The organism is Streptomyces sp. NBC_01268 (assembly GCF_036240795.1).
Lineage (GTDB): Bacteria > Actinomycetota > Actinomycetes > Streptomycetales > Streptomycetaceae > Streptomyces.
In genome coordinates, this window is sequence record NZ_CP108454.1 from 5,065,769 (window position 1) to 5,089,723 (window position 23,955).

General features: G+C 72.5%; 25 protein-coding genes and 1 riboswitch. Of the genes, 16 read left to right on the forward strand and 9 right to left on the reverse strand.

The features are described 5' to 3' along the window. Window positions 1–2: 2 nt before the first annotated feature. The 5 genes from OG309_RS22845 to OG309_RS22865 all read left to right on the forward strand — a co-directional run bounded on the left by OG309_RS22845 (window position 3) and on the right by OG309_RS22865 (window position 5,127). Window positions 3–626: a DUF3017 domain-containing protein gene (locus tag OG309_RS22845; protein WP_329423298.1), complete on the forward strand. Its 624-nt coding sequence runs from the start codon at window positions 3–5 to the stop codon at window positions 624–626. Between the two features lie 310 nt (window positions 627–936). After that, on the forward strand, window positions 937–1,926 hold the full coding sequence (locus OG309_RS22850) for a malate dehydrogenase (RefSeq protein WP_329423299.1): 990 nt from the start codon (window positions 937–939) through the stop codon (window positions 1,924–1,926). A gap of 181 nt (window positions 1,927–2,107) precedes the next feature. Continuing rightward, window positions 2,108–3,844: a hypothetical protein gene (locus OG309_RS22855; protein ID WP_329423300.1), complete on the forward strand. Its 1,737-nt coding sequence runs from the start codon at window positions 2,108–2,110 to the stop codon at window positions 3,842–3,844. After that, window positions 3,837–4,235 carry a hypothetical protein gene (locus OG309_RS22860; protein WP_329423301.1) on the forward strand — a complete coding sequence of 133 codons (399 nt, stop codon included), beginning with the start codon at window positions 3,837–3,839 and terminating at the stop codon, window positions 4,233–4,235. The genes OG309_RS22855 and OG309_RS22860 overlap by 8 nt, the downstream gene beginning before the upstream one ends. Before the next feature lies 1 nt (window position 4,236). After that, window positions 4,237–5,127: a serine/arginine repetitive matrix protein 2 gene (locus OG309_RS22865; RefSeq protein WP_329423302.1), complete on the forward strand. Its 891-nt coding sequence runs from the start codon at window positions 4,237–4,239 to the stop codon at window positions 5,125–5,127. On the opposite strand, the gene OG309_RS22870 is transcribed toward OG309_RS22865, so the two are convergent. Together OG309_RS22870 and OG309_RS22875 are read right to left on the reverse strand one after the other, a co-directional pair. After that, on the reverse strand, window positions 5,117–5,842 hold the full coding sequence (locus OG309_RS22870) for an isocitrate lyase/PEP mutase family protein (protein ID WP_329423303.1): 726 nt from the start codon (window positions 5,840–5,842) through the stop codon (window positions 5,117–5,119). The genes OG309_RS22865 and OG309_RS22870 overlap by 11 nt on opposite strands. After that, the gene (locus OG309_RS22875) at window positions 5,839–6,351 is read right to left on the reverse strand and encodes a carboxymuconolactone decarboxylase family protein (RefSeq protein WP_329423304.1); all 513 of its coding nucleotides are present in this window, start codon (window positions 6,349–6,351) and stop codon (window positions 5,839–5,841) included. The genes OG309_RS22870 and OG309_RS22875 overlap by 4 nt, the downstream gene beginning before the upstream one ends. A 47-nt stretch (window positions 6,352–6,398) precedes the next feature. Here OG309_RS22875 and pdxR point away from each other — a divergent pair, with 47 nt between their 5' ends. Then, window positions 6,399–7,805 (forward strand): MocR-like pyridoxine biosynthesis transcription factor PdxR, encoded by a 1,407-nt coding sequence (gene pdxR, locus OG309_RS22880; RefSeq protein ID WP_329423305.1) that lies wholly within the window; start codon window positions 6,399–6,401, stop codon window positions 7,803–7,805. A gap of 37 nt (window positions 7,806–7,842) precedes the next feature. Here pdxR and OG309_RS22885 read toward each other — a convergent pair whose 3' ends face one another. Beyond that, window positions 7,843–8,688 (reverse strand): hypothetical protein, encoded by an 846-nt coding sequence (locus tag OG309_RS22885; RefSeq protein WP_329428495.1) that lies wholly within the window; start codon window positions 8,686–8,688, stop codon window positions 7,843–7,845. A 111-nt stretch (window positions 8,689–8,799) separates the two neighbouring features. Between OG309_RS22885 and OG309_RS22890 the strand changes: the two genes are divergently transcribed. Both OG309_RS22890 and OG309_RS22895 read left to right on the forward strand, forming a co-directional pair. Beyond that, window positions 8,800–9,099, forward strand: a complete 300-nt coding sequence (locus OG309_RS22890; protein WP_329423306.1) for a hypothetical protein — start codon at window positions 8,800–8,802, stop codon at window positions 9,097–9,099. Between the two features lie 7 nt (window positions 9,100–9,106). Beyond that, a complete protein-coding gene (locus OG309_RS22895; protein ID WP_329423307.1) occupies window positions 9,107–10,297 on the forward strand; it encodes a glutathionylspermidine synthase family protein in 1,191 nt (396 codons plus the stop codon). Here OG309_RS22895 and OG309_RS22900 read toward each other — a convergent pair. Continuing rightward, entirely contained in the window at window positions 10,294–11,010 is a 717-nt protein-coding gene (locus tag OG309_RS22900; RefSeq protein WP_329423308.1) for a polysaccharide deacetylase family protein, read from the reverse strand. The genes OG309_RS22895 and OG309_RS22900 overlap by 4 nt on opposite strands. A 227-nt stretch (window positions 11,011–11,237) precedes the next feature. After that, a complete protein-coding gene (gene rocD, locus OG309_RS22905; RefSeq protein ID WP_329423309.1) occupies window positions 11,238–12,446 on the reverse strand; it encodes an ornithine--oxo-acid transaminase in 1,209 nt (402 codons plus the stop codon). Between the two features lie 109 nt (window positions 12,447–12,555). Further along, window positions 12,556–12,646: riboswitch (ZMP/ZTP riboswitch) on the forward strand. A gap of 80 nt (window positions 12,647–12,726) precedes the next feature. Between rocD and glyA the strand changes: the two genes are divergently transcribed. Beyond that, window positions 12,727–14,007 carry a serine hydroxymethyltransferase gene (gene glyA, locus OG309_RS22910; protein ID WP_329423310.1) on the forward strand — a complete coding sequence of 427 codons (1,281 nt, stop codon included), beginning with the start codon at window positions 12,727–12,729 and terminating at the stop codon, window positions 14,005–14,007. Window positions 14,008–14,106: 99 nt separating this feature from the next. On the opposite strand, the gene OG309_RS22915 is transcribed toward glyA, so the two are convergent. Next, on the reverse strand, window positions 14,107–14,946 hold the full coding sequence (locus OG309_RS22915; RefSeq protein ID WP_329428498.1) for a glycosyltransferase family 2 protein: 840 nt from the start codon (window positions 14,944–14,946) through the stop codon (window positions 14,107–14,109). Between the two features lie 47 nt (window positions 14,947–14,993). Beyond that, complete coding sequence (locus OG309_RS22920) at window positions 14,994–16,355, reverse strand: tetratricopeptide repeat protein (protein ID WP_329423311.1); 1,362 nt, start codon at window positions 16,353–16,355, stop codon at window positions 14,994–14,996. Window positions 16,356–16,636: 281 nt separating this feature from the next. On the opposite strand from OG309_RS22920, the gene OG309_RS22925 reads away from it, so the two are divergent. The 7 genes from OG309_RS22925 (at window position 16,637) to OG309_RS22955 (ending at window position 21,542) form a co-directional block, all read left to right on the forward strand. Beyond that, window positions 16,637–16,879, forward strand: coding sequence for a hypothetical protein (locus OG309_RS22925; protein ID WP_329423312.1), 243 nt, complete (start codon window positions 16,637–16,639; stop codon window positions 16,877–16,879). Between the two features lie 39 nt (window positions 16,880–16,918). Beyond that, a complete protein-coding gene (gene amcB / locus OG309_RS22930) occupies window positions 16,919–18,037 on the forward strand; it encodes a cyclophane-forming radical SAM peptide maturase AmcB (protein ID WP_329423313.1) in 1,119 nt (372 codons plus the stop codon). Further along, window positions 18,015–18,191, forward strand: a complete 177-nt coding sequence (gene amcA / locus OG309_RS22935; protein ID WP_329423314.1) for a multiple cyclophane-containing RiPP AmcA — start codon at window positions 18,015–18,017, stop codon at window positions 18,189–18,191. Before amcB ends, amcA begins: the two co-directional genes overlap by 23 nt. A 70-nt stretch (window positions 18,192–18,261) precedes the next feature. Then, entirely contained in the window at window positions 18,262–18,939 is a 678-nt protein-coding gene (locus OG309_RS22940; RefSeq protein WP_329423315.1) for a pentapeptide repeat-containing protein, read from the forward strand. Window positions 18,940–18,956: 17 nt separating this feature from the next. Beyond that, the gene (locus OG309_RS22945) at window positions 18,957–19,343 is read left to right on the forward strand and encodes a hypothetical protein (RefSeq protein ID WP_329423316.1); all 387 of its coding nucleotides are present in this window, start codon (window positions 18,957–18,959) and stop codon (window positions 19,341–19,343) included. 494 nt (window positions 19,344–19,837) lie between these two features. Further along, the gene (gene trpS, locus OG309_RS22950) at window positions 19,838–20,851 is read left to right on the forward strand and encodes a tryptophan--tRNA ligase (RefSeq protein WP_329423317.1); all 1,014 of its coding nucleotides are present in this window, start codon (window positions 19,838–19,840) and stop codon (window positions 20,849–20,851) included. Window positions 20,852–20,945: 94 nt separating this feature from the next. Further along, window positions 20,946–21,542, forward strand: a complete 597-nt coding sequence (locus tag OG309_RS22955; RefSeq protein ID WP_329423318.1) for a 2'-5' RNA ligase family protein — start codon at window positions 20,946–20,948, stop codon at window positions 21,540–21,542. A gap of 117 nt (window positions 21,543–21,659) precedes the next feature. Here the strand turns inward: OG309_RS22955 and OG309_RS22960 are convergent, their stop codons facing one another. Together OG309_RS22960 and OG309_RS22965 are read right to left on the reverse strand one after the other, a co-directional pair. Then, window positions 21,660–22,415 (reverse strand): decaprenylphospho-beta-D-erythro-pentofuranosid-2-ulose 2-reductase, encoded by a 756-nt coding sequence (locus OG309_RS22960; RefSeq protein WP_329428500.1) that lies wholly within the window; start codon window positions 22,413–22,415, stop codon window positions 21,660–21,662. A 46-nt stretch (window positions 22,416–22,461) separates the two neighbouring features. Further along, window positions 22,462–23,853, reverse strand: a complete 1,392-nt coding sequence (locus OG309_RS22965; RefSeq protein WP_329423319.1) for an FAD-binding oxidoreductase — start codon at window positions 23,851–23,853, stop codon at window positions 22,462–22,464. Window positions 23,854–23,955: the final 102 nt, after the last annotated feature.

A 23,955-nucleotide genomic window follows, 5' to 3' on the forward strand; every position in this document is an offset into this window, starting at 1 on the left:
CCGTGCCGCCCTCCGGCACCCCGAAGGAGCCGACCGGGGCAGCGGACCCGCTGACCGCGCCCTCGGCGGACGCTCCCGGGCCGGACGCGCCTCCGGCGGGGGAGACCCCGTCCGCGTCCGACGGCTCCGCGTCCGGCGAGACCGCGTCCGCCGGTCCGTGGCCCGACGGCGACACGCCCGGCGACGCCAGGGACGACGGCGACGCGCCCGAGGGCTCCGCGCCGGTCTCCCGCCGCCACCCCCGCGCGACGCTCACCACCGGGACCGTGCGCCCCGAGGGCGGCGGCCGGGCGGCGCCCGGGGACGCCTCGGCGCCCGCGCGGCAGTGGCCGCTGCTGACCGTGCTCGGGCTGGCCGCGCTCGGGCTGCTGATCGTGGGCACCGACCTGTTCCCGCAGGCGTTCCGGGTCGGCACGCTGCTCGTCGGCGCCGCGCTGCTGACCGGTGCGGTGCTGCGGCGCACGCTGCCGTCAGTGGGCATGCTGGCGGTCCGCTCGCGCTTCACCGACATGATCACGTACGGGGTGATAGGCGCCCTGATCGTGCTGCTCGCGCTCATGGTGCAGCCGCAGCCCTGGCTGAAGATCCCGTTCCTGGAGGACGTCCTCCACCTCACGGTGACCTAGCGGTCCCGCCCTCCGCACGCATCGCGGCGCCCGTCCTCTCCCCCGAGGGAGGACGGGCGCCGCTGCGATCAAGGGTCATGTACGTGCCAACACCGTTCAAGGGCTGCCGGGCCCTTGTGGCACGGAAGTGACCGTTCCGGTACCTGGGTGGCAGTGAGCCGTCCCACAAGGGGTCGGGGATTCGGCAGGGCCCGGGTCGGATAGCCTGACCGACGGATATCTCTTCACGTCGAGACAAGGATCGATCAAGAGGGGTATCCCGCACCCGGGGCAGGGACCCCCCACCGCCAGCTGTCTTACGGAGATCGCCATGACCCGCACTCCCGTGAATGTCACCGTGACCGGCGCGGCCGGCCAGATCGGCTACGCGCTGCTCTTCCGCATCGCCTCCGGCCACCTGCTCGGCGCGGACGTGCCGGTCAAGCTCCGCCTCCTGGAGATCCCGCAGGGCGTCAAGGCCGCCGAGGGCACCGCCATGGAGCTCGACGACTGCGCCTTCCCGCTGCTCAAGGGCATCGACATCTTCGACAACCCGAACGAGGGCTTCGAGGGCGCCAACATCGGCCTGCTCGTCGGCGCGCGTCCCCGCGGCCCGGGCATGGAGCGCGGCGACCTGCTCGCCGCCAACGGCGGCATCTTCAAGCCGCAGGGCGAGGCCATCGCCGCGCACGCCGCCGACGACATCAAGATCCTGGTCGTCGGCAACCCGGCCAACACCAACGCCCTGATCGCCCAGTCGGCCGCCAAGGGCGTCCCGGCCGAGCGCTTCACCGCGATGACCCGCCTGGACCACAACCGCGCCCTGACGCAGCTGGCCCAGAAGACCGGCTCCTCCGTCGAGGACATCAAGCGCCTCACCATCTGGGGCAACCACTCCGCGACGCAGTACCCGGACATCTTCCACGCGGAGATCGCCGGCGAGAACGCCGCCAAGCTGGTCAACGACGAGGCCTGGCTGGGCGACACCTTCATCCCGACCGTCGCCAAGCGCGGCGCCGCGATCATCGACGCCCGTGGCGCGTCCTCGGCCGCCTCGGCCGCCAACGCCGCCATCGACCACGTCCACACCTGGGTCAACGGCACCGCCGAGGGCGACTGGACCTCCATGGGCGTCCCGTCGGACGGCTCCTACGGCGTCCCGGAGGGCCTGATCTCCTCCTTCCCCGTCACCTGCAAGGACGGCCAGTACGAGATCGTCCAGGGCCTGGACATCAACGAGTTCTCCCGCACCCGCATCGACGCCTCCGTCAAGGAGCTCGTCGAGGAGCGCGACGCGGTCCGCGAGCTCGGCCTGATCTGAGCCGCAGCCGGACCCGACCGGGCTCCGATCCGCACCTGATCCGAGCCCACCCGGTTCCTTCACCCACGGCGCCCCCGGCCCATTCGGCCGGGGGCGCCGTGCGTTCTATGCTGTCCCCTCGCGCGGCCCGGTCGCCAACTTCGTCGCGCGCACGCACAGTTCGACCACCATCGGGGGAGCCATGGCGCAGTCGTTCGTACCTCAGCAGCCCGGACCACCACCACCCGCCGCCGACCTGCGCGGCGCACCCGCGGGCAGCGAGGCCACCCGGCTGCTGTGCGCCGGCACCTACCTCGACGACCGGTTCCGGGACGCCGTCATCGACGAGCTCTACGTCCACGAGGAGCGCGTCGCCGCGCCCTCCCTCGGCCTCGACGCCGCCCGCGTCCTCGCCCACGCCCTGCGCGCCCGCCGGATCGAACTCGGCTGGGCCGCCGCGATCCTGGCCCTGTGGATCATCGCCTTCCCGGTGACCAAGGGCCTGGTCATGCTCTTCGTCCTGCCCTTCCTGCTGCTCGGGATCGCCCGCTGGGTCCGCGGCCGCTCGGCCCGCGCGCCCTTCTACCGGACCGTCCCGGCCTTCCTGCTGCGCTGGTACGGGCGGCTCACCCTGGTCCAGTCCGTCCTGCTCCTCCTCGTGCTGGCCCTCGCCGGCGAGGAGACCCGCTGGGAGCTCCTCGGCGACCTCGGCGAATGGGGCGAGCTCCTCGGCCTCGCCCTCAGCGGCGCCACCCAGGAACTGTGGGGCATCGGGCGCCTGGAGGTCTGGCTCACGATCGCCGTCCCGCTGCTGCTCGCCTGGGCGGTGGCCACCCAGCGCGGCCAGTTCGCCAGGGCGCTCACCGGCGAGCTGTCGAAGGAGCGCTTCGCCGACGTCGCGGCGGACCCGGCGGAGCAGGCCCAGGGCGCCCGCTTCCGGCGGCTGCGCGACCGGATCAGGACCGAACAGCACGCCCGGCTCGTGATGTACCGCTCCGAAAACCCGTTCTGCGGCGCGGGCGAACCCTACGAGCCCTGGTCGCTCTCCGTCGAGCTGCGCCCCCGCAAGAACCTGGACGGCAAGGCCCCCGAACCGCTCGACAACAGCGCGATCATGCGGCACATCGTCCCCCTCGTGGAGGCCCTGCGGGTGCCCTCCCCGCACAGCTCCCCGCAGATCGCCGCCGCCGTACGGGACCGGCTGCGCCAGCTGGAGATCGACGAGGTCGTCTTCCTGCCCGTCGACGGCCTGCCGACGCGGGCGGCCGCCCCGTACACCCCCGAGTTCTTCGAGCTGCACCGCTCCTCCGCCATCGAGGAGGGCGGCGAGCCCCGCCGGCACTTCCTGCGGATCAGGGTCGGCGGCTGGGGCGAGGAGATCGTCACCACCGTGTTCGTACGGGTCCACACCCAGGGCGGCATGCTCATGCTGGAGGTCGCCCCGCACGTCCTGCGGCCGGTCGCCCCGCTCTACCGGTACGCCGACCGGATCGCCCACCGCTACCGCCACAACCACCACTTCGGCAAGGCCGTCTGGGCGCTCGGCCAGGCCCCGAGCTCCGCGGGGCAGGCCCTGATCACGATCGGCCGGGCCCTCGCCCACCTGTGGCGGCAGGCCACCGGCGGGCACGCGGGAGCCCTGCCCGAGGGGCCGCGGATCTCGGTCCGTGAGCTCGGCTCCGACGACGAGGCCTCGCTGTTCCAGGAGATGGACGTCAGCCGCTACCTGAAGAGCATCCAGGACCGGGTGGCGAACGGGGTGACCGTCGCCCTGCGCCAGGCCGGTTACGAGACCGCCGAGTTCGAGCAGAAGATCGTGCACGTCGCCGAGGGCGGGACGTTCATCGAGAACACCAAGGGGAACGTCACCATCGGCGACCACAACACCGTCACCAGCAAGTCCTTCACCACGACGAAGACCGGAGGCGACCGTGGCTGACCAGGGCCAGGACCAGGGCCAGGGCCGGAGCAGGCCCGCGGGCGGCATCAGCATCACCAACACCCAGGGCAACGTGACCATCGGCGACCAGAACACCGTGTCGTACACGGTGCACGGCACCCAGCCGGAGCGCGACGCCGCGCAGGAGGAGCTGCTCCAGGCCATCCGCAGGCTCCGCGGCGACCTCGGCGGGGTCGTCGCCTCCGAGCAGACGGCCGCCCTCGACGCCGAACTCTCCGACGCCGAGGACGAGATCGAGGGCACGGGCTCCGCGGGCACGGGCCGGCTGACCCGGCTCCGCCAGGCCCTGACCGACGCCGGTGCCGTGACCGGCATCCTCGCCTCGGGCGTCGCCGTCGGCCAGGCCGTCGGCGCGCTGCTCGGAGGGTGAGATGAGCGGGTACGGGGGAGAGGCGCGCTGGAACGACGAGAAACAGAGCTGGGAGACGGTCACCGGACCCCCCGGCCCTCAGCCGTCCCAGCCCGCGCCGCAGCCGCAACCGCTCCACATCCAGCCGGTCCAGCCCCTGCCGGTGCAGCCGCAGCTGCCTCCGCAGCCCCCGTCGTACGACCCGACCGTGGGCCCCGGCCCGGGTCCCGCTCCCGGCTCCTTCACGACGGTGGCGCCCGGCCGGTCGCGGAACGCCGTCGTGGCCGGGGTCGTGGTCGCGGTCCTCGTCGCCGGGGGCGTCGGCGGCTGGCTGGTGTGGGGCCGTGACGGGAACACGAAGGGGACGGCGGGCTCGCCGGGCACCTCGGTCAGCGCGCCCGGCGATCCGGGGCGGACCTCGGACCCGGCCTCCGGCTCGCCGTCCGACTCGCCCTCCCCGTCGGACGGTTCGGCCCCCATGGACGACATGCCCCCGCCCGGCTTCCACGCGGTCGAGGACCCGGAGGGCTTCGTCATCGCCGTCCCCGAGGACTGGAACCGCACCTCCTCCCAGGAGGGCGTCTTCTACAACTCGCCCGACGGGAAGAGCCTGGTGCAGATCTTCACCCTCGCGGCCCCGGACACCACGCCGTACGAGTCGCTCCAGCAGACCTCCCGGACCCTCGCCGGGAATCCGGGCTACGAGCAGATCTCCCTGGAGCGGACCGGCGAGGGCGACACCGCCGAGCTGGTGTACGCCTACGACCGGGAGGAAGGCCGCCGCAAGGTGGTCGACCGGGCGTTCACCGGCACCGACGGGCGCCAGCACGCGATCCTGGTCGCGGGGCCGGAGACCGACTGGCCGAAGCAGCGGGAGAACCTGACCACGGCCCTGGAGTTCTTCAGGCCGTGAGCAGCCCCGCCGCGAGCTCCCTCGTCCCGGCGAGGGTGCGAAGGAGCAGGCCCTGCCCGAAGGTGATCCGGGTGGCGCCGAGCCGGCCGAGCTCGGCGAAGGACGGATCGCCGGGCCGGGCGAGGAAGTTGAGCGGCCCCTCGACCCCGGCGGCCCGCAGCCGGGGCAGGTCCCCGGCCGGGGCGAGGATCGGGAAGACGCAGTCCGCGCCCGCCGCCGTGTAGAGGCGGGCGCGCGCGGCGGCCTCGTCGACGCCCCCGCCGTGCAGGTACGTGTCCACCCGGGCGTTCAGGACGAGCGCGGGCCCCGCCTCCGCCCGTACCGCCGCGAGCCGTTCGGCCTGTTCGCGGGGGTCGCGCGGGCCGTCCGTACGGTCGGAGTCCTCCAGGTTGAGGCCGACGGCCCCGGTCTCCAGGACCCGGGCCACCAGCTCCTTCGCGGAGAGCCCGTAGCCGTCCTCCAGATCGGCGGTGACCGGGACGGAGACGGCCCGGACGATCCGGGTCACGGCCGCGAACATCTCCTCGGCCGGAGTCTGCCCGTCCTCGTGGCCGAGCGCGGCGGCGATGCCCGCGCTCGGCGTGGCCAGGGCGGGGAACCCGGCCTCCTCGAAGACCCGTGCGGAGACGGCGTCCCACGGCCCCGGCAGCACCAGGGGCCGCCCGCCGGCCGGGACGCCCGCGTGCAGCGCCCGCAGCTCCTCGGCGCGGCTCACCGCTTGTACATCCCGGCGGTGTAGTGGCCCGGGGCCATGCGGGTGCTGACGCCGATCCGGTTCCAGGAGTTGATGACCGTGATCGCGCCGATGAGGTGGGCGAGCTCGGTCTCGTCGAAGTGCTCGGCGGCCTGCGCGAACACCTCGTCCTTCACGAAGCCGTCGGTGAGGACGGTGACCGCCTCCGTCAGGCCGAGGGCGGCCAGCTCGCGCTCGGTGTAGAAGTGCCGCGACTCGCGCCACGCGGAGAGCTGCACGATCCGCTGCACGGACTCGCCGGCCGCGATCGCGTCCTTCGTGTGCATGTCCAGGCAGAAGCCGCAGTTGTTGATCTGCGAGGAGCGGATCTTGATCAGCTCGTAGAGGGTGGGGTCGACGTGCTTCGACGCGGCGATCTCCAGGCCGACCATGGCCTTGTAGAACTCCGGGTGGAGCTCGGCGAACGCGAGGCGGGGGGCGTGCTCGTGGGCGTAGGCGGTCTTCTCGTTGTTCTGCGTCGTGGTCGTCATGAAGATCACCGTACGGGGCGGATGGTGCCCGGGTATGGTCCATTTCCATGGCAAACGAGTGGGCCACTTTCGGGGCCGACCTGCATCTGGAACTGGGCGGGCAGGGCCTGCGCGAAGGCCTGATGGACGCGCTGCGGGAGGCGGTGCGCAGCGGGCGCCTGGAGGCGGGGGTGCGGCTGCCCTCCTCCCGGTCGCTCGCGGCCGACCTGGGGGTGGCCCGCAACACCGTCGCCGACGCGTACGCGGAGCTCGTCGCGGAGGGCTGGCTGACCGCCCGGCAGGGCTCGGGCACGCGGGTGGCCCGCCGCTCGGTGCCGCGCCGCCCGGCGCAGCCCCGGGTCGGCGCGCCCCCGCACCCCGCGCCCGGCAAACCCACCTACAACCTGCGCCCCGGCACCCCCGACCTCGCGTCCTTCCCGCGCGCCGACTGGCTGAAGGCCTCCCGCAAGGCGCTCCTGGCCGCGCCCAACGAGGCGTTCGGCTACGGGGATCCGCGCGGCCGGATCGAACTGCGCACCGTGCTCGCCGAGTACCTGGCCCGGGCGCGGGGCGTGTACGCGCGGCCCGAGCGGATCGTGGTCTGCTCCGGGTTCGTGCACGGTCTGATGCTCATGGGGCAGGTGCTGAAGGCGCGGCGGACCCGGGAGGTGGCGGTCGAGGCGTACGGACTCGACGTCCACTGGGACATCCTGGCCCGGGCGGGCCTGCGCATCCCCGCGCTCCCCTTCGACGCGCGCGGCACCCGCACGGAGGAGCTGGCCGCGATGAGCGGGGTGGGGGCGGTCCTGATGACCCCCGCGCACCAGTTCCCCATGGGCGGCGCGCTCCAGCCGGACCGGCGGGCGGCGGCGGTCGACTGGGCGCGGGCGTCCGGGGGCCTGATCCTGGAGGACGACTACGACGGGGAGTTCCGCTACGACCGCCAGCCGGTCGGTGCCCTCCAGGGCCTCGACCCGGAGCGGGTCGTCTACCTCGGCACCGCGAGCAAGTCCCTCGCGCCGGGGCTGCGGCTGGCCTGGATGGTGCTGCCGGAGCACCTGGTCGGCGAGGTGACGGAGGCGAAGGGGGCGGTGGACTGGGTGTCGAGCGTGACGGACCAGCTGACCTTCGCGGAGTTCCTGGGCTCGGGGGCGTACGACCGGCACGTGCGGGCCATGCGCCTGCGCTACCGGCGCCGCCGCGACCAGCTCGTGGCCGAGGTGGCGGCGCGCTCGCCGGAGACGCGGATCAGCGGGATCGCGGCCGGGCTCCACGCCGTCCTCGAACTCCCCCCGGGCACCGAACGCTCGGTCACCCGCGCGGCCGCTTTCCAGGGCCTCGCCCTGCAGGGCATCGACCGCTTCCGCCACCCGGACACGCCGCCGGCGTCCGACGCGCTGATCGTGGGGTACGGGACACCGACGGACAGCGGGTGGACGGGGGCGCTGGAGGCGCTGTGCCGGGTGCTGCCGTAGCGGCCGCCCGACGGGGCCCGGCGCGTCCCGCCCGGGCTCACCCCGCCGGTTCCGCCTCCGGTTCCGGTTCGGGCTCCGCCGGGGCCTCGCCGAAGCGGGCCAGGGTCAAGGAGCCCGCGATCGCGACGGCGAAGCCGAGGACGGCGAGCCAGCCGTAGCCCTCCCGGGTCCTGTCCCCGAGCCACACCACCCCCACCACCGCCGGCCCGATCGTCTCGCCGAGCACCAGCCCCGCGGTCGCCGTCGTCACCGACCCGCGGTGCAGCGCCGAGGTCAGCAGCAGGAACGCCGCCCCGCCCCCGACGAGCAGCGCGTACAGCGCCGGGTTGGCCAGGTCGATCGAGTCGATCAGCCGCACCGCGACCTCGACCACGCCGAAGCCGAAGCCGGCCGCGAGGCCCAGCGTGAGGGCGCGGGGCCGCTCCGGCAGCCGTCCCGCCGCCGCGCCGACCGCGAGGACGGCGAAGGCGGCCACGAGCAGCCCCCACTGGAGCGTCGCCGAGTCGGTCCCGTCGTGGCCCTCCCGACCGGAGGCGAGGGCCAGCATCGCGAGCCCGAGGCACACCACCCCGACCGCCGTCCACTCGATCCGCCGCAGCCGCACGTTCAGCACGCGCGAGGCGATCACCGCGGTCACCGCGAGGCTGGCCGCGAGCGAGGCCCCCACCGCGTAGATCGGCAGGGTCCGCAGGGCGACGACCTGGAGGACGAAGCCGAGGCCGTCCATGCCGAGCCCGGCCAGGTACCGCCACTGCCGCAGCGCCCGCCACAGCAGCGTCACGTCGACGCCGCCGCCCGTGCCGGGCTCGGCGGCCCGCGCGCCGAGCGCCTGAAGTACCGACGCGGCTCCGAAACAGAGCGCGGATCCGAGCGCACACACCATCCCAAGAAGCACGAAAGGGACTCTAGTGCGAGCGGGATCGGAGGGTCGCACCGGCCGGGCCTACACTGTGCGATCGCAACAGACATCGGGGAGATCAGGGGAGGACGGGCCATGCGCAGGCTGAGGTCGGGCACGGTGATACTCGGCGGCGTGAGCGTGCTCGCGGCGACCCTGACGGCGTGCGGTTCGGAGCCGGACCGCCGCTGCGTCGATCCGGTGACGTACAAGGAGCTGCCGGACTACAAGTGCGAATCCGGCGGCGGCTCCGGCGACGGCAGCACCACCTCCACCGGCCGTTACTACTACGGCGGCTCGGTCAGCAGCGGCAAGGCGAGCGGCGGCAGCTTCGACCGGGCGGCGGTCGACTCGGGCGGCTTCGGCGGCCACCACTCCGGCTCCGGCGGCGGCTGATCCCCGCATGGAGCGCCACCGCATCGAGCCCCGCCCCGACTGGCAGCGGACCGTGGAGGAACAGGGCCTGATCTACCCCCTGACCCGCTACCCGGACGACTCGCTCCGCCCCTACTGGGACGAGAGCGCCTACTACTCCTTCAGCCTGCCCGAGGTGGAGGCGCTGGAGGAGGTCGTCGAGGAGCTGCACGCGATGTGCCTGGCCGCGGCGGCGCACATCGTCGAGAAGGACCGTTTCGCCGAACTCGGCATCACCGACCCCCGGCTCGCCGCGCTGGTCGCCGAGTCCTGGCGCCGCCGGGCCGAACTCCCCACCATCTACGCCCGGTTCGACCTGCGCTACGACGGCACGGGCCCGGCGAAGATGCTGGAGTACAACGCCGACACCCCGACCTCCCTGGTGGAGGCGGCGAGCCCGCAGTGGTTCTGGATGGAGGAGCGCTTCCCCGGCGCCGACCAGTGGAACTCCCTCCACGAACGCCTCGTCGACGCGTGGAGGCGCCAGGCCCACCTGCTGCCGCCGGGCAGCCCGGTGCACTTCGTGCACACCGACGGCGACGAGCTCGGCGAGGACCTGATGACGGTCGCGTACCTGCGCGAGACCGCCCAGCAGGCCGGCCTCGACACGGCGGCGCTCTCCGTCGAGCGGATCGGCTGGGACCGGATCTCGGGCCGTTTCGTCGACGACCGGCTGCGTTTCATCCGCGCCTGCTTCAAGCTCTACCCGTGGGAGTGGCTGGCCACGGACCGGTTCGGCCCGCACGTCCTCGACACCCTGGACAACGGCGGCGGCACCGGCACCACCTGCTGGATCGAGCCGGCGTGGAAGATGCTGCTCTCCAACAAGGCCCTCCTCGCGATCCTGTGGGAGCTCCACCCGGGCCACCCCAACCTGCTGCCCGCCTACCTCGACGGCCCCCGCGAACTGGCCGCCGCCACCGGCCCCGGCTACGTGACCAAGCCGCTGCTGGGCCGCGAGGGCGCGGGCGTCACCCTCCACCAGCCGGGCGAGGCGCCCGTCGTGCGGGACGAACCCTGCTGCTACCAGGAGCTGGCCCCGCTGCCGGACTTCGACGGCAACCGGGTGGTGCTCGGCGCGTGGACGGTGGGCGACGAGTCGGCGGGCCTGGGCATCCGCGAATCCGCAGGCTTGATCACGGACGAGTACGCCCGCTTCATCCCCCACGTGATCCTCTAGGGCTCCCCGGGCGGGCCCCACTCGCCGACGTACTCCCTCAGCGGCGCGGGCTCCAGTCCGGCGGCGTCGGCGAGGTCCAGGGCCCGCCGGAGATCCTGCTCCAGGGTCTCGTTGAAGTGCAGCAGGATGATGTCGCCCGCCTTCAACCGCGGGGTGGGCGGCGTCCACTGGCCCCAGGTGGTCAGGTCGTACGTCCACGTCACGACGGCCTTGGCGCCGCAGGCGCGGGCGGTGGTCCGGGTGGTGGCGTCGTACACGCCGTACGGCGGACGCAGCAGCCGGGGCCCGTCCCCGAACTGGGCGAGGTGCTGGTCGCGCGCCCCGCAGACCTCGGCCTTCTGCCCGGCGGCGTCGAGGGTGGTGAGGTCGGGATGGTTGACGGTGTGGTTCTCGACCCGCGACCGCCCCTGGTCGAGCAGGGTGTGGAAGTAGCCGGAGTCGTACGAGTAGGCGCCCGGCAGCAGGAAGAGGGACGCGGGCACCCGCCGGTCGAGCAGCAGCTTCGCGGCGGCGGGATCGTGGTACCAGCCGTCGTCGATGGTGATGAAGACGACCGGGTCGCCGGTCTCCACGTGGGAGACGACCGGGACGGGCTCGGGCCAGGCCGCGAGCGGGGCGGCCTGGGCGGAGCCGCCCAGGCCGCCGAGCAGCGCGACGGGAACGAGCGCGGCGAGCGCACCGCGCAGGACGCGGCGCAGACGTGGTCTGGACATGGCGAAATCATTGGCCTAGACCAACTCGGGTGTCAATGGCCGGAGTTGCACCAAAGGGGGATCCGACGAAGACGGCGGGAGGGGGCCGGGGCCGGAGGAGGGTGTCCGGACGTGGCGGCGCCCGTAACGAGCGCAGCGAAGTGAAGGTCGCGGTCCGGACACCCCCACCCGGAGGCCCCGGCCCCCGGCTGACGGGGGGTGTTCGTCACCCGGCCACCCCGCCCCCCTCACCCCCCGGCCAGCACCTCCCGCAACTGCTGAAGCCCCCAGTCCAGGTCCTCCTTGCTGATCACCAGCGGCGGAGCGATCCGGATGGTCGACCCGTGGGTGTCCTTCACCAGCACCCCCCGCCCCATCAGCCGCTCGGAGATCTCCCGCCCCGTTCCTCGCGAGGCCACGATGTCGACACCCGCCCAGAGCCCGCGCCCGCGCACCGCCTCCACCGCGCCGCCGCCCACGAGCAGCCCGAGCTCCGCGTGGAGGTGCTCGCCGAGCTCCGTGGCCCGCTGCTGGTACTCGCCGGTCTCCAGCATGGCGATCACCTCAAGGCCCACGGCGCAGGCCAGCGGATTGCCGCCGAAGGTCGACCCGTGCTCGCCCGGCCGGAACACCCCGAGCACGTCCCGGTCGGCGACGACCGCCGAGACCGGCACCACACCGCCTCCGAGCGCCTTGCCCAGGATGTAGACGTCCGGCACGACCCCCTCGTGCTCGCACGCGAAGGTCCGCCCCGTCCGCCCGAGGCCGGACTGGATCTCGTCGGCCATGAACAGCACGTTCCGCCGGGCCGTCAGCTCCCGCACCCCGCGCAGGTAGCCGGCCGGCGGGACCAGCACCCCGGCCTCGCCCTGGATCGGCTCCAACAGCACCGCCACCGTGTTCTCGGTGACCGCCGCCTCCAGGGCGGTGAGGTCGCCGTACGGGACGATCTCGAACCCCGGCGTGTACGGACCGAAGTGGTCCCGCGCCTCGTGGTCCGTGGAGAAGCTGACGATCGTCGTGGTGCGGCCGTGGAAGTTGTTCGCCGCGACCACGATCTTCGCGTGCCCGTCCGGCACGCCCTTCACCTCGTACCCCCACTTCCGGGCCGTCTTCACGGCCGTCTCGACGGCCTCGGCGCCGGTGTTCATCGGCAGCACCGCGTCCTTGCCGCACAGCGCGGCCAGGCGCGTGCAGAACGCGCCGAACCGGTCGTGGTGGAAGGCGCGCGAGGTGAGCGTCAACCGGTCCAGCTGCGCCCGCGCGGCGTCCAGGAGGCGCGGGTTGCCGTGCCCGAAGTTGAGGGCCGAGTACCCGGCGAGCATGTCGAGGTAGCGGCGCCCCTCGACATCGGTCAGCCAGGCGCCTTCGGCGGAGGCGACGACCACGGGCAGGGGGTGGTAGTTGTGGGCGCTGTGCGCGTCCGCGGCAGCGATCTCGTCTTGCGTTCTCGACACGGGATCTCCGATCGTCCTGCGGCCAGGGGCGGGTGTGGCTCCCTTTTCTTATCGTCGCTCGCATGCCGGACGGGGAAACCTGCGCTGACGGCGCGCCCGCTAGGCTGCGAACACGCGTGGCGACTGGCGTACGGGGAAGCGACCCCGGGGGAGCCACGCGCGGCAGACCACACGAGGTGCCGCCCGCCTGGGCATCACGGGAACCGACCGGGTCCCGTGTGGCGCCGCGCGAGCGAGCCGTGGCGCTCCGGGACCGTCCACCCGAACCCGGAGCGACGCCATGACACCCACCGCCCAGCCCGCCGCGCACCACCCCGCCCTCACGGCCGCCGACCCCGACCTGGCCGCCCTCGTCGGCGCGGAGGAGCGCCTCCAGGCGGAGACCCTCCGCCTCATCCCGAGCGAGAACTACGTCTCCGCCGCCGTCCTGGAAGCCTCCGGCACGGTGCTGCAGAACAAGTACAGCGAGGGCTATCCGGGCCGCCGCTACTACGAGGGCCAGCAGAACATCGACCGGGTCGAGACCCTGGCCGTCGACCGGGCCAAGGCCCTGTTCGGGGTGGAGCACGCCAACGTGCAGCTGTATTCCGGCTCCCCGGCCAACCTCGCCGTGTACCTGGCGTTCGCGCGGCCGGGGGACACGGTGATGGGCATGGCCCTGCCGATGGGCGGCCACCTGACGCACGGCTGGGGCGTCTCGGCGACGGGCACCTGGTTCCGGGGCGTCCAGTACGGCGTACGCCACGAGGACGGGCTGATCGACTTCGACCAGGTGCGCGAGCTCGCGCTCAAGGAGCGCCCGAAGGTGATCTTCTGCGGCGGCACCGCGCTGCCCCGCACGATCGACTTCGCGGCCTTCGGCGAGATCGCGAGGGAGGCCGGCGCGGTACTCGTCGCCGACGTCGCCCACATCGCCGGCCTGATCGCGGGCGGCGCGCACCCGTCCCCGGTGCCGCACGTCGACGTGATCTCCACGACCACGCACAAGACCCTGCGCGGCCCGCGCGGCGCCATGCTGATGTCCCGCGAGGAGCACGCGCGGGCCCTCGACAAGGCGGTCTTCCCCGGCCTCCAGGGCGGCCCGCACAACCAGACCACCGCCGCGATCGCGGTGGCCCTGCGGGAGGCGGCCCAGCCCTCGTTCCGCACCTACGCGCACGCCGTCGTCGCCAACGCCAAGGCACTCGCCGAGGCGCTGCTGGCCCGGGGCTTCGACCTGGTCTCCGGCGGCACCGACAACCACCTGATCCTGATGGACCTCACCCCGAAGGAGGTCCCCGGCAAGACCGCCGCGAAGGCCCTGGACCGGGCGGGCATCGTCGTCAACTACAACACCGTCCCGTACGACACCCGGAAGCCCTTCGACCCCTCCGGCATCCGCATCGGCACCCCGTCCCTCACCTCGCGCGGTCTGGACGTCACGCACATGCCGCTGGTCGCGGAGTGGATCGAGCGGGCCGTCACCGCCGCCGGCAAGGGCGACGAGAACACCCTCGCGACCGTACGGGCCGAGGTCGCGGAGTTGATGGGCGCGTTCCCGGCACCGGGCCTGCCGGTCTAGCCAGGCGGCCTCGGTGCCGGCGGCCGTCGTGGGTCTCCGCGTCGCGGAATCTGCGAGGCGGCGCGCCATTCCCATCGGACATGGCGCGCCGGCTGCCCGTCAGATCACCGGAGGTCGACCCAGCCGGGTCATCCGCCAGACCGTCCGCCATTGCATGGGGCGGCGAGGCGGACACGGGACGCGGACGCCTTCGAAGAAACCCGCCCACCACAGCCTGAGCCCGTGCAACGGGGGCCTCTGCGCCACGGTGTACGCCGCCCACGAAGCGAGGTACAGCGGCACCAGGACAGCGGGAAGCCGGCGTTTGGCCAGCCACACGCGGTTCCGCCCCGTGTTCCGGTAGTAGACCGCGTGGCGCGATGCCTCGGTTCGCGGGTGGCGCAGCAGCAGGTCCGCCCGGTAGTGGATCTCCCACCCCGCGTCGAGGGCGCGCCACGCGAAGTCCGTTTCCTCGTGGGCGTAGAAGAAGGCTGTCGGGAACTCGCCCACTTCCTCGATCACGCTCATGCGGATCGCGTGGGCGCCGCCCAGGAACGTCGTGACGGGCCCCGACTCCGCTGGATCGGCACCACCCAGACGTGGGATATGCCGGCGCTGGGTCCGCCCCTCCTCGTCGACGATCCGGAAGCTCACCACTCCCAGACGCGGGTTCTCGGCGAAGGCTTCCCGTACGAGTCGCAGGGTGTCGTTCCGTGGCAACAGGCCGTCGTCGTCCAGGACCACCACGATGTCGACGCCGCCGTGTTCGCGGAGCCACCACACCCCGGCGTTCCGACCTCCCGGGATGCCCAGGTTCTTCGGCAGCTCGACGGCCACCGCTCCGCCCGGGACACCGGGCAGCTTCACTCCCTGCCCGATGACCACGGTCGCCGCCGGAGCGCCCTCCTGCGCTGTCACGGACTTCAAGAGCGCACGAAGTTCCAGGGGACGGTCTCCCATGGTCAGCACGACGACGCCCAGCGTGAGCGCGTCCGCGTGGCGGCCCGTCACGACTGGCCTCGCAGGAGCCCGGTGGCCCGCTGGTCCAGGCCCGCGGCCCCGGACACTCCGCGCCTCCGCAAGCCGGCGGCCGCCGCCCGGATCGCTTTGATCTGCTGTCGGTTCCGATCGGAAACCACGCCGTCCATGAAGTCGATCGCCCGGTTCCACAGGGCGACGGCCTCCTCATGCCGGTGCTGGGCCGCCACCGAGTTCCCGAGGTTCACCATGGTCAGGCCGTGCCCACGCTGGTACGTACCGGGGGTGCGGCCCACCAGCGCTGTTCGGTAGTGCCGTTCGGCTGCCGCGTAGTCCCTCATCGCGGTCAGCGTTTTGCCGGTGTGCGAGGCGACCGTGGCCGCGACAGGCCCGGAACCGGCTGCGTACGAAGCCACGAGGCTCCCTGTGTCCGACAGTGCGTCCTCCGCTGCCAGCAGTGCATGGGCGGCCTTGCCGCCTTCCCGGCTGCTCCCGTACGCCCTGGCACAGGTGACCAGCAGGAGGGCTTCGGTCTGCCGGTCGACACGCCCCGAAGCGCGCCGTAGCGCCTCCTCCGCCAGCTCGACGCAGGAGCCCGAATGGCCCAGATCCAGCGCCTGATGGGTCAACGCCCGCATCATCCAGGCGCCGTGGCCGTGCGGGTCGGACTCGCACGCCAGTTGGTAGCCGAGCAGGTAGTACTGCTGGGCGACGCCCTCGCGACCGAGATCGTGATGTTTCCACCCGATCAGGCAGGCCAGCTGGGCAGCGGCCCCGAAGGCGTCTTCGCGCACCGCATCCGACGGGAATCGTGCTTCCAGCATGGGGACCACGGTGTCGGTCAGATACGCGGTGACCGTGGTCAGGCCGTGGCCGCCGCCGAGCCTGTCGTCCGCGCTCCGGAACACCTCGGTGAGCTGACGGACGGTGGCGACTTCCTCGGCGCCGACACCGCCCCCGGTGCTCGCTGCCCTCAGAGTGGCGGCGACGGCCTCGTGGTCGTAGGTGAGCGGGAGAACGACAGCGGCCGTGGCGAAGGCGGTGTTGAGGAATTCCCGGCGGCGGAGCATCACGGATCTCCCAAGGTCGGTGGCGGTGGCGAGCGGATCGGCGCCCATGGCCTCCCTGATGCCTGCGCAGCCTAGACCGATCTCGGAGACCGTCACCTTCCTCTTGATCCGTCTCGACAGAGCCTCGGCGATATACGAGCGGGTCTGACCGCTCGGTGTGCCACCGGCGATCCAGTAGGCGATGGCGGAAGGCCCGGTGCCGAGCCTTTCCCCGGCCTCTGCCGCGATGCTGCGTACTTCGCGCGCCAGCGCGTAGTACGTGACTCCGGCTTCCGCGATGACGGCCGCGAGCTCGACGTTCGATGTCCGGCTCCCCGCCAACTCCTGCCTCCTCGAAAGATCTTGAACGGCTTGAACGGGTTCCTCGCACCATCAAGGTACCGACACAGCGTGACCGTCGGTTCACTGAATGCGGACACTCCGGAGCGACGACTACTCCAGGCGGTGCTCCCCGAGGAGAGGAGCGGAGCATGCCCACCCCCGAACACTCCCGTCACAGGCCCGGAGCCGACAGGCGGCAGTATGCGGTTCCGGACGAACCGTCCCCGGGCGCCCCGAGCTGCGCACTCCGCGTCCGGGCCACCGCAGGATGGGAGCCCTTCATGCGCCGTGCCGAGGAGCAAGGCGTCCACCCGGTCGGCCCGGACGGCTACGAGCAGCACCCGCTGCTCCACGCGCGAGTCCGCGACACCGCGAGCCGGGTCGAGGGCGAGCTCACCGCCGTCACGCACGAACTGCACGGCGACGGCCGGGTGGTCCGCATCGCGCACATCCGGGGCGACAACGGCGTCGAGTGGACGGCTGCCGCCGCAAACATCCAGGCCGCCGTCCGCCGACCGGTCTGACCGACCCGTACCAACCTCACTCAAGACGAGAGGAGCACCATGCCCAGCCGGACACGGCTCGCACCGGTACCCCGGGCGGTGGTGATGCAGCCGACCACGCTGTGCCTTCCGATGGACTGCACCTACTGCTACCTGCCGTTTCGCCGGACCAAGCACCTCATGCCCCGGTCCGTTGCGGAGGCCGTGGCCGAGGCGGTCAACGGCTGGGCGGCCCGAGACCCCGCCTTCGAGGTCGTGTGGCACGGCGGCGAACCCCTCTCCGCCGGCCGGGAACACCTTTCCGCACTCATGGCGCCGTTCGACGGCGTGAACCACTCGCTCCAGACGAATGCCGCCCTGATCGACGACGCCTGGTGCGCGTTCCTGCGCGGGCATGACGTGCACGTCGGAGTCAGCATCGACGGCCCCGAGGACATGAACACCCGCCGTGTCACACGTGCCGGCCACCCCGGCTTCCGCCTCATCATGCGGGGAATCGAGCGATTACGGCGGTACGGCATCCCCTTCTCCGCCATCGCTGTCGTCTCGGACCCCGATCCCGCGCACGCGGCCCGGTTCTACGAGTTCTTCGTGGAGCTGGGAGTGACCACTCTCGGGGTCAACGTCGAGGAGGAAGAGGGCGTCAACCGGGGAGGCGCGAAAGCCGATCCCGTACGGACGGCGGAGTTCTGGCGGGCGCTCGCCGACGCCTGGAGTGCAGCTCCCGTCGTGCGGCTGCGGGAGATGTCGAGGGTGATGAACTTCGCCCGGGCCGTGCTCGGCGGCCGGGCCCCCGCCGCGACTCCTGTCTCCGCGCCATGGGACCCGCTGCCCACTGTCGCCTATGACGGAGGCGTGGTCATGCTCTCCCCGGAGCTGGCCGGATTCACCGACGTCCGGTTCGGAGACTTCACCACCGGCAACGTGCTCCACGACGGCTTTGACCTGCTCGTGGCCGAGGCTGAGGAGCGCACCCCCTGGATCACCGAGTTCTGGCGAGGCGTGGACGCCTGCCGTGCCACCTGCCCGTACTTCGCCTTCTGCGGCGGAGCCCACCCGGCCAACCGCTACTTCGAGCACGGCGGCCGGATGGACGGGACCAGGACCCGGTATTGCAGCACAGCAAAAATCGCCCTCATCGAAGGAGTCACCCGTCATGCCGCCGAACACCGCCACTGAACTCGTGATGAACTCGGCCGAGGGATTCCGGTCCCTCCTGGAGGCCGCGGGCAGTCAGGCCCTCGCCGCCTTCGACAACCGCCCCACCTGGGACAACCCGACACCCGCGTTCGACAACCGTCCGACATGGGACGACTGGAGCAAGAAGTCCTGACCCCGCCCTGGCGGGGAGATCCTGCCCGTTCCGGCGAGCAGGACCTCCCCGGCGCCGCGAGAGGAGCGTCATGGCCGCCGCCCGCAACTTCGGCCGTCTCACCGTCACGACCCCCGACCTGGACGAGCCGGGTCTCTACCTGTCCCACGTCGAGACCTTGGAGAGCCCGCGCGGAACCCTTCAGGACTTCACGTACGGCGGCGCGGATCTGCGTGCGCTGGACATCGCCGACCTGCGGCTCGTCACCGGCCGCATCGGCGGCGTACGGGCGCGGCGGACTTCCTTCGAGGCGCTGAACCTGCACGACGTGGAGATCATCGGCAGCGATCTGGGCGCGGTCCGCTGGAGCGAGAGCAAGCTGTCGCGTGTCCTCGTGCGCGACTGCAAGTTCCTCGGAGCCTCGCTGGGCGACCTGGCCCTGGACGACGTGCTGTTCGAGCGGTGCAGATTCGACTACGCCACCTTCGACAGGGTCCGTGTCACCGGCCCCGTCGTCTTCCAGGAATGCGTCCTCACCGAGGCCGTCTTCACCGACTGCGACCTGTCCGGCGTCGCATTCTCCGAGTGCACGCTCCGGCTCACCGCATTCGGTGCCGGTCGATACCGGGAAACCGACCTGCGGGGCAACGATCTCTCAGCCGTACGCGGAGTGGCGTACCTCGCGAAGGTACGGATCGGGCCGAGTCAGCAGAGCGACCTCGCCCAGGCCCTCGTGAACGAGCTCGGCATCACCGTCGGGGACGACTGACCAGGAGGGGACGGACCGTGCCTCTGCACGTGGCGGTCGAGGACTTTCGCGCCCTGCGCGCGCGGTGCGAACACAGCACGATCCGGAATGCCAAGGGCGGGACGCGTTACGAGGACGGGGCCGTGGTTCCGGTGGGGGCCTGGCGGCCGATCACGGAGGCGCAGGCCCGCGCGCTGGCCGCCCCTCCGGGCACGTCACCCGACGTGACCGTGGAAATCGTGCGACCTCCTGGGCTTGAACAGCCCGGCTTCGAGCTCGACACCCTGACCGCCGGGCTGGGCGACGAAGACGCTCACTACCTGGGGCAGGCGCTTGCCGCGCCTGGCATGCCCACAACGACCGTCAACCCGAACGGGGGCCGTCTGCTGGGCCTTCACCTCGACAACTGGGACAAGTTGATCTAGAGCGGAAGGGGCAGGGGCGGCGCCGTGTCGCACTCAACCTCGGGCCCGGCGCTCGCTACGTCGTCCTTGCGGAGCTGGATGCTCAGGAAGCCTGCCGGGGCGTCCATCCCCGGGACTTCGCCGCGCGCCATCCTCATACCGACGACTGCCGCGCCTATGTCGCGGCCGCGCGGCGCCCCGTCCAGTGCTTCCGTATCCGGATCGACCCGGGCGAGGGCTACGTCGCTCCCACCGAGTACCTGCTTCACGACGGCTCCACCGAGGGGCAGTCCCTTCCGTCGGCCATCGCCTTCTGGCTGGGGCGCTGGCCGTCGGGGGCGCTGCTCTCGCTTCTCTGAAGTCCGTGGCGCGAGTCGAACAGGCGAGGGGGGCGCGGAGAACCACGCGGCCGGGCTCGCCGTGATCAAGTGCTTCGAGGGTGACGTGTGTTTCTCGTCTCACGAGGCACGATGCCACGTCCGGTTCCGGGTGCCGCACCTGAGAGAATGATGCGCATGGCCTCTGACAGTCCTCGTGTGCTCTCCGGAATCCAGCCCACCGCCGGCTCGTTCCACCTCGGCAACTACCTCGGCGCGGTCCGCCAGTGGGTGGCGCTGCAGGAGTCCCACGACGCCTTCTACATGGTGGTGGACCTGCACGCGATCACGGTCCCGCAGGACCCCGCCGCGCTGCGCTCCAACACGCGGCTCGCCGCCGCCCAGCTGCTCGCCGCGGGGCTCGACCCGGAGCGCTGCACGCTCTTCGTCCAGAGCCACGTGCCCGAGCACGCGCAGCTCGCCTGGCTGATGAACTGCCTCACGGGCTTCGGCGAGGCCTCCCGCATGACGCAGTTCAAGGACAAGTCCGCCAAGCAGGGCACGGGCAACGCGAGCGTCGGCCTCTTCACGTACCCGATCCTCCAGGTCGCGGACATCCTGCTCTACCAGGCCCACCAGGTCCCGGTCGGCGAGGACCAGCGCCAGCACATCGAGCTGACCCGCGACCTCGCGGAGCGCTTCAACGGGCGCTTCGGCGAGACGTTCACGATCCCGGCGCCGTACATCCTCAAGGAGACGGCGAAGATCTACGACCTGCAGGACCCGTCGATCAAGATGAGCAAGTCGGCGTCGACGCCGAAGGGCCTGATCAACCTGCTCGACGACCCGAAGACGACGGCGAAGAAGGTCAAGAGCGCCGTCACGGACACCGACACGGTGATCCGCTTCGACCCGGAGCACAAGGCCGGCGTCTCCAACCTGCTCACGATCATGTCCGTGCTCACCGACACGTCGGTCGCCGACCTGGAGAAGAGCTACGAGGGCAAGATGTACGGCGCCCTGAAGACCGACCTGGCCGAGGTCATGGTGGACTTCGTCACGCCGTTCCGGACCCGTACGCAGGAATACCTGGACGACCCGGAGACGCTGGACTCGGTCCTGGCCAAGGGCGCGGAGAAGGCCCGCGCGGTCGCGGCGGAGACGCTGGCGCAGGCCTACGACCGGATGGGCTTCCTGCCCGCGAAGCACTGAGTCCTAGGACCCTGGCCACGAGGGTGGTGCAGGCCGCACACTGGCGCCTGCACCACTCGTGCACATTTCTCGACGGACGACGGAGGAGAACGACGTGGGGACCGTAACGCTCGGCGTTTCGATCGCGGTCCCGGAGCCTCACGGCAGCCGCCTTCAGGAGCGGCGCGCGGGCTTCGGGGATCCCGCCGCGCACGGCATCCCCACCCACGTCACCCTCCTCCCGCCGACCGAGGTGACCGAGGACCGGCTGCCGGAGATCGCGGCGCACCTCGCCGGGATCGCGGCCGGCAGCGAGCCCTTCGCGATGCGGCTGGAGGGCACCGGAACGTTCCGCCCGCTCTCCCCGGTCGTCTTCGTCAAGCTGGTCGAGGGCACCCCGGCCTGCGACCGCCTCCAGGAGCTGGTCCGCGACGAGACCGGCCCGGTCCCGCGCGAGCTCCAGTTCCCCTACCACCCGCACGTCACCGTCGCCCACGGCATCTCCGAGGAGGCGATGGACCGGGCGTTCACGGAGCTCGCCGGCTACGAGGCGGAGTGGGTCTGCCGCTCCTTCTCGCTGTACGAGCAGGGCGCGGACGGCGTGTGGCGCAAGCTGTGCGACTACGAGTTCGGCAGCGGCCGCACCGTGTCGGCGGTCCCGTCCCAGGGCGGCAGCCCGGTCGAGGCGCCGGCGGCGACCCCGGCGGTCTGAGCCGGCCGGGCACCGCTTCCGCGGCCCCGTCGGCGCACGCACCCGCGCGGCCCCCGCCCCGCGCCCGTACCGCCGCGCGCCGTCACCCCCCCCGCACCCGTACCGCCGCGCGCGCCGTCACACCGGCAGCCGCCGGAACACCCCCCGCGGCACGTGCCGCAGCGCCGACATCACCACCCGCAGGCTGCCCGGCACCCACACCGTCTCCGAGCGGCGCCGCAGCCCCAGCTCGATCGCCGTCGCGACGGCCTCGGGCGTGGTCGCGAGAGGGGCCTGGGGCAGGCCCTCGGTCATCTTGGAGCGGACGAAGCCCGGGCGCACGACCATCACCTGCACCCCGGTGCCGTGCATCGCGTCCCCGAGCCCCTGCGCGAAGGCGTCGAGTCCGGCCTTGGACGAGCCGTAGATGAAGTTGGCCCGCCGGGCCCGCTCCCCGGCCACCGACGAGAGCACCACCAGCGAACCGTGCCCCTGCGCCTGGAGCGCCTGCGCGCAGACGAGGCCGGCCGAGACGGCGCCGGTGTAGTTGGTCTGGGCGACCCGTACGGCGGCCATCGGGTCGGACTCGTCGCGCGCCTGGTCGCCGAGGACGCCGAAGGCGAGCAGGACCATGTCGATGTCGCCTTCGGTGAACAGCTTGCCGAGCCGCTCCTCGTGCGACTCGGTGTCCAGCGCGTCGAAGGGCACCGTGTGCACCACGGCGCCGAGCGCGCGCAGTGAGTCCGCGGCGGCGGCGAGGGCGGGGGAGGGGCGTCCGGCGAGCCAGACGACGCGGGTGCGGCGGGCGATCAGCCGGCGCGCGGTGGCCAGGCCGATCTCGGAGGTGCCGCCGAGGACGAGCAGGGACTGCGGGGCGCCGAAGGCGTCCTTCATGGCGTTCACGCTCCTCAAGGGGCGAGTCGTAGGGAACAAGCGGGGGTCACAGCCCCAGGCGGCGGGACAGGTCCGACACGAACACCCCCGTGGGGTCGAGCCGGCCCCGCAGCTCGCGGAAGTCGGCGAGCTTCGGGTACATCGCGGCGAGCAGCTCGGGCCGCAGCCGTGAGTCCTTGGCGAGGTAGACCCGGCCGCCCGCGGTGACGACCTCCTCGTCGAGTTCGTCGAGGAAGGCGCCGAGGCCGCTGAGCGAGGCCGGGATGTCGAGGGCGAGGGTCCAGCCGGGCAGGGGGAAGGAGAGCCAGCCGGGGTCGGCCTCGCCGAAGCGCTTCAGGACGGCGAGGAAGGACGGGCAGCGGCGGCTGGCGATCCGCTGGACGACCCGGCGCAGGGTCTCCTCCTGCCCGTACCCGACGACGAACTGGTACTGCACGAAGCCGCCCCGCCCGTAGACCCGGTTCCAGTGCGGGACCCCGTCGAGGGGGTGGAAGAAGGAGGTCAGCCGCTGGAGGCGGCCGGTGGAGCGGCGGGGCGCCTTGCGGTACCAGAGCTCGTTGAAGAGGCCGACCGTGTGCCGGCCGAGCAGCCCCTCGGGGACGTACGCGGGGGCGCCGGGCAGCTGTCCGGGCCGGAAGGCGAGGGGGCTGCGGCGGGCGCGGAGGGGCAGGGCGTCGTAGGGGGCGTGGTCGCCGCGGGTGAGGACGGCGCGGCCCGTCGCGGCGCCGCGGGCGAGCAGGTCGATCCAGGCGACGGAGTAGCGGTGGAGGTGGTCGGTGGCGTTCAGCCGGTCCATCAGGTCGTCGAGGTCGGTGGCGCGTTCGGTGTCGACGGCCATCAGCGAGGTCGCGACGGGCAGCAGCCGGAGCGTGACGGAGAGGATCACCCCCGTCAGGCCCATGCCGCCGGCGGTCGCGTCGAAGAGCGGCCGGCCGGGCGTGACGGTGTGCACGAGGCCGTCGGCGGTCAGCAGGTCCAGGGAGACGACGTGGCGGGTGAAGGAGCCGGAGACGTGGTGGTTCTTGCCGTGGATGTCGGCGCCGACCGCCCCGCCGACGGTGACGTAGCGGGTGCCGGGGGTGACGGGCACGAACCAGCCGAGCGGCAGCAGCACCTCCATGAGGTGGTGCAGGCTGACGCCCGCGTCGCAGACGGCGAGCCCGGCCTCGGCGTCGATCGCGCGGATCCGGGCGAGGCCGGTCATGTCGAGGACGGAGCCGCCGGCGTTCTGGGCGGCGTCGCCGTAGGCCCGGCCGAGTCCGCGGGCGATCGACCCCCGGGCGCCGCAGGCGCGGACGGCGGCGGCGGCCTCCTCGTACGTGCGGGGGCGGATCACGCGCGCGAGGGTGGGGGCGGTGCGGCCCCACCCGGTGAGGGTGTCGACATCGGTGGGGACATCGGTCGGGATGTCGGTGGGGATGTCCGTCTCGGCAGCCATGGAGGTGACCGTATCGCCGTGAGTGTCGCTTATGCCGGGATTGGTGGGCGGTTCGTCGAAATGGGTGATTAAACGAGTGTCAGGAAAGCGTGCCGCCCCGTA

Bases quoted from the DNA above. Each gene is read 5' to 3' on its own strand.
- OG309_RS22915 (WP_329428498.1), bottom strand. From the start codon at position 14,946: ATGGGAGACCGTCCCCTGGAACTTCGTGCGCTCTTGAAGTCCGTGACA.
- OG309_RS22940 (WP_329423315.1), top strand. From the start codon at position 18,262: ATGGCCGCCGCCCGCAACTTCGGCCGTCTCACCGTCACGACCCCCGAC.
- amcB (WP_329423313.1), top strand. From the start codon at position 16,919: ATGCCCAGCCGGACACGGCTCGCACCGGTACCCCGGGCGGTGGTGATG.
- OG309_RS22855 (WP_329423300.1), top strand. From the start codon at position 2,108: ATGGCGCAGTCGTTCGTACCTCAGCAGCCCGGACCACCACCACCCGCC.
- OG309_RS22865 (WP_329423302.1), top strand. From the start codon at position 4,237: ATGAGCGGGTACGGGGGAGAGGCGCGCTGGAACGACGAGAAACAGAGC.
- OG309_RS22960 (WP_329428500.1), bottom strand. From the start codon at position 22,415: ATGAAGGACGCCTTCGGCGCCCCGCAGTCCCTGCTCGTCCTCGGCGGC.
- amcA (WP_329423314.1), top strand. From the start codon at position 18,015: ATGCCGCCGAACACCGCCACTGAACTCGTGATGAACTCGGCCGAGGGA.
- OG309_RS22925 (WP_329423312.1), top strand. From the start codon at position 16,637: ATGCGCCGTGCCGAGGAGCAAGGCGTCCACCCGGTCGGCCCGGACGGC.
- glyA (WP_329423310.1), top strand. From the start codon at position 12,727: ATGACACCCACCGCCCAGCCCGCCGCGCACCACCCCGCCCTCACGGCC.
- OG309_RS22875 (WP_329423304.1), bottom strand. From the start codon at position 6,351: ATGACGACCACGACGCAGAACAACGAGAAGACCGCCTACGCCCACGAG.
- pdxR (WP_329423305.1), top strand. From the start codon at position 6,399: ATGGCAAACGAGTGGGCCACTTTCGGGGCCGACCTGCATCTGGAACTG.
- OG309_RS22890 (WP_329423306.1), top strand. From the start codon at position 8,800: ATGCGCAGGCTGAGGTCGGGCACGGTGATACTCGGCGGCGTGAGCGTG.
- OG309_RS22965 (WP_329423319.1), bottom strand. From the start codon at position 23,853: ATGGCTGCCGAGACGGACATCCCCACCGACATCCCGACCGATGTCCCC.
- OG309_RS22885 (WP_329428495.1), bottom strand. From the start codon at position 8,688: ATGGTGTGTGCGCTCGGATCCGCGCTCTGTTTCGGAGCCGCGTCGGTA.
- OG309_RS22895 (WP_329423307.1), top strand. From the start codon at position 9,107: ATGGAGCGCCACCGCATCGAGCCCCGCCCCGACTGGCAGCGGACCGTG.
- OG309_RS22850 (WP_329423299.1), top strand. From the start codon at position 937: ATGACCCGCACTCCCGTGAATGTCACCGTGACCGGCGCGGCCGGCCAG.
- trpS (WP_329423317.1), top strand. From the start codon at position 19,838: ATGGCCTCTGACAGTCCTCGTGTGCTCTCCGGAATCCAGCCCACCGCC.
- OG309_RS22900 (WP_329423308.1), bottom strand. From the start codon at position 11,010: ATGTCCAGACCACGTCTGCGCCGCGTCCTGCGCGGTGCGCTCGCCGCG.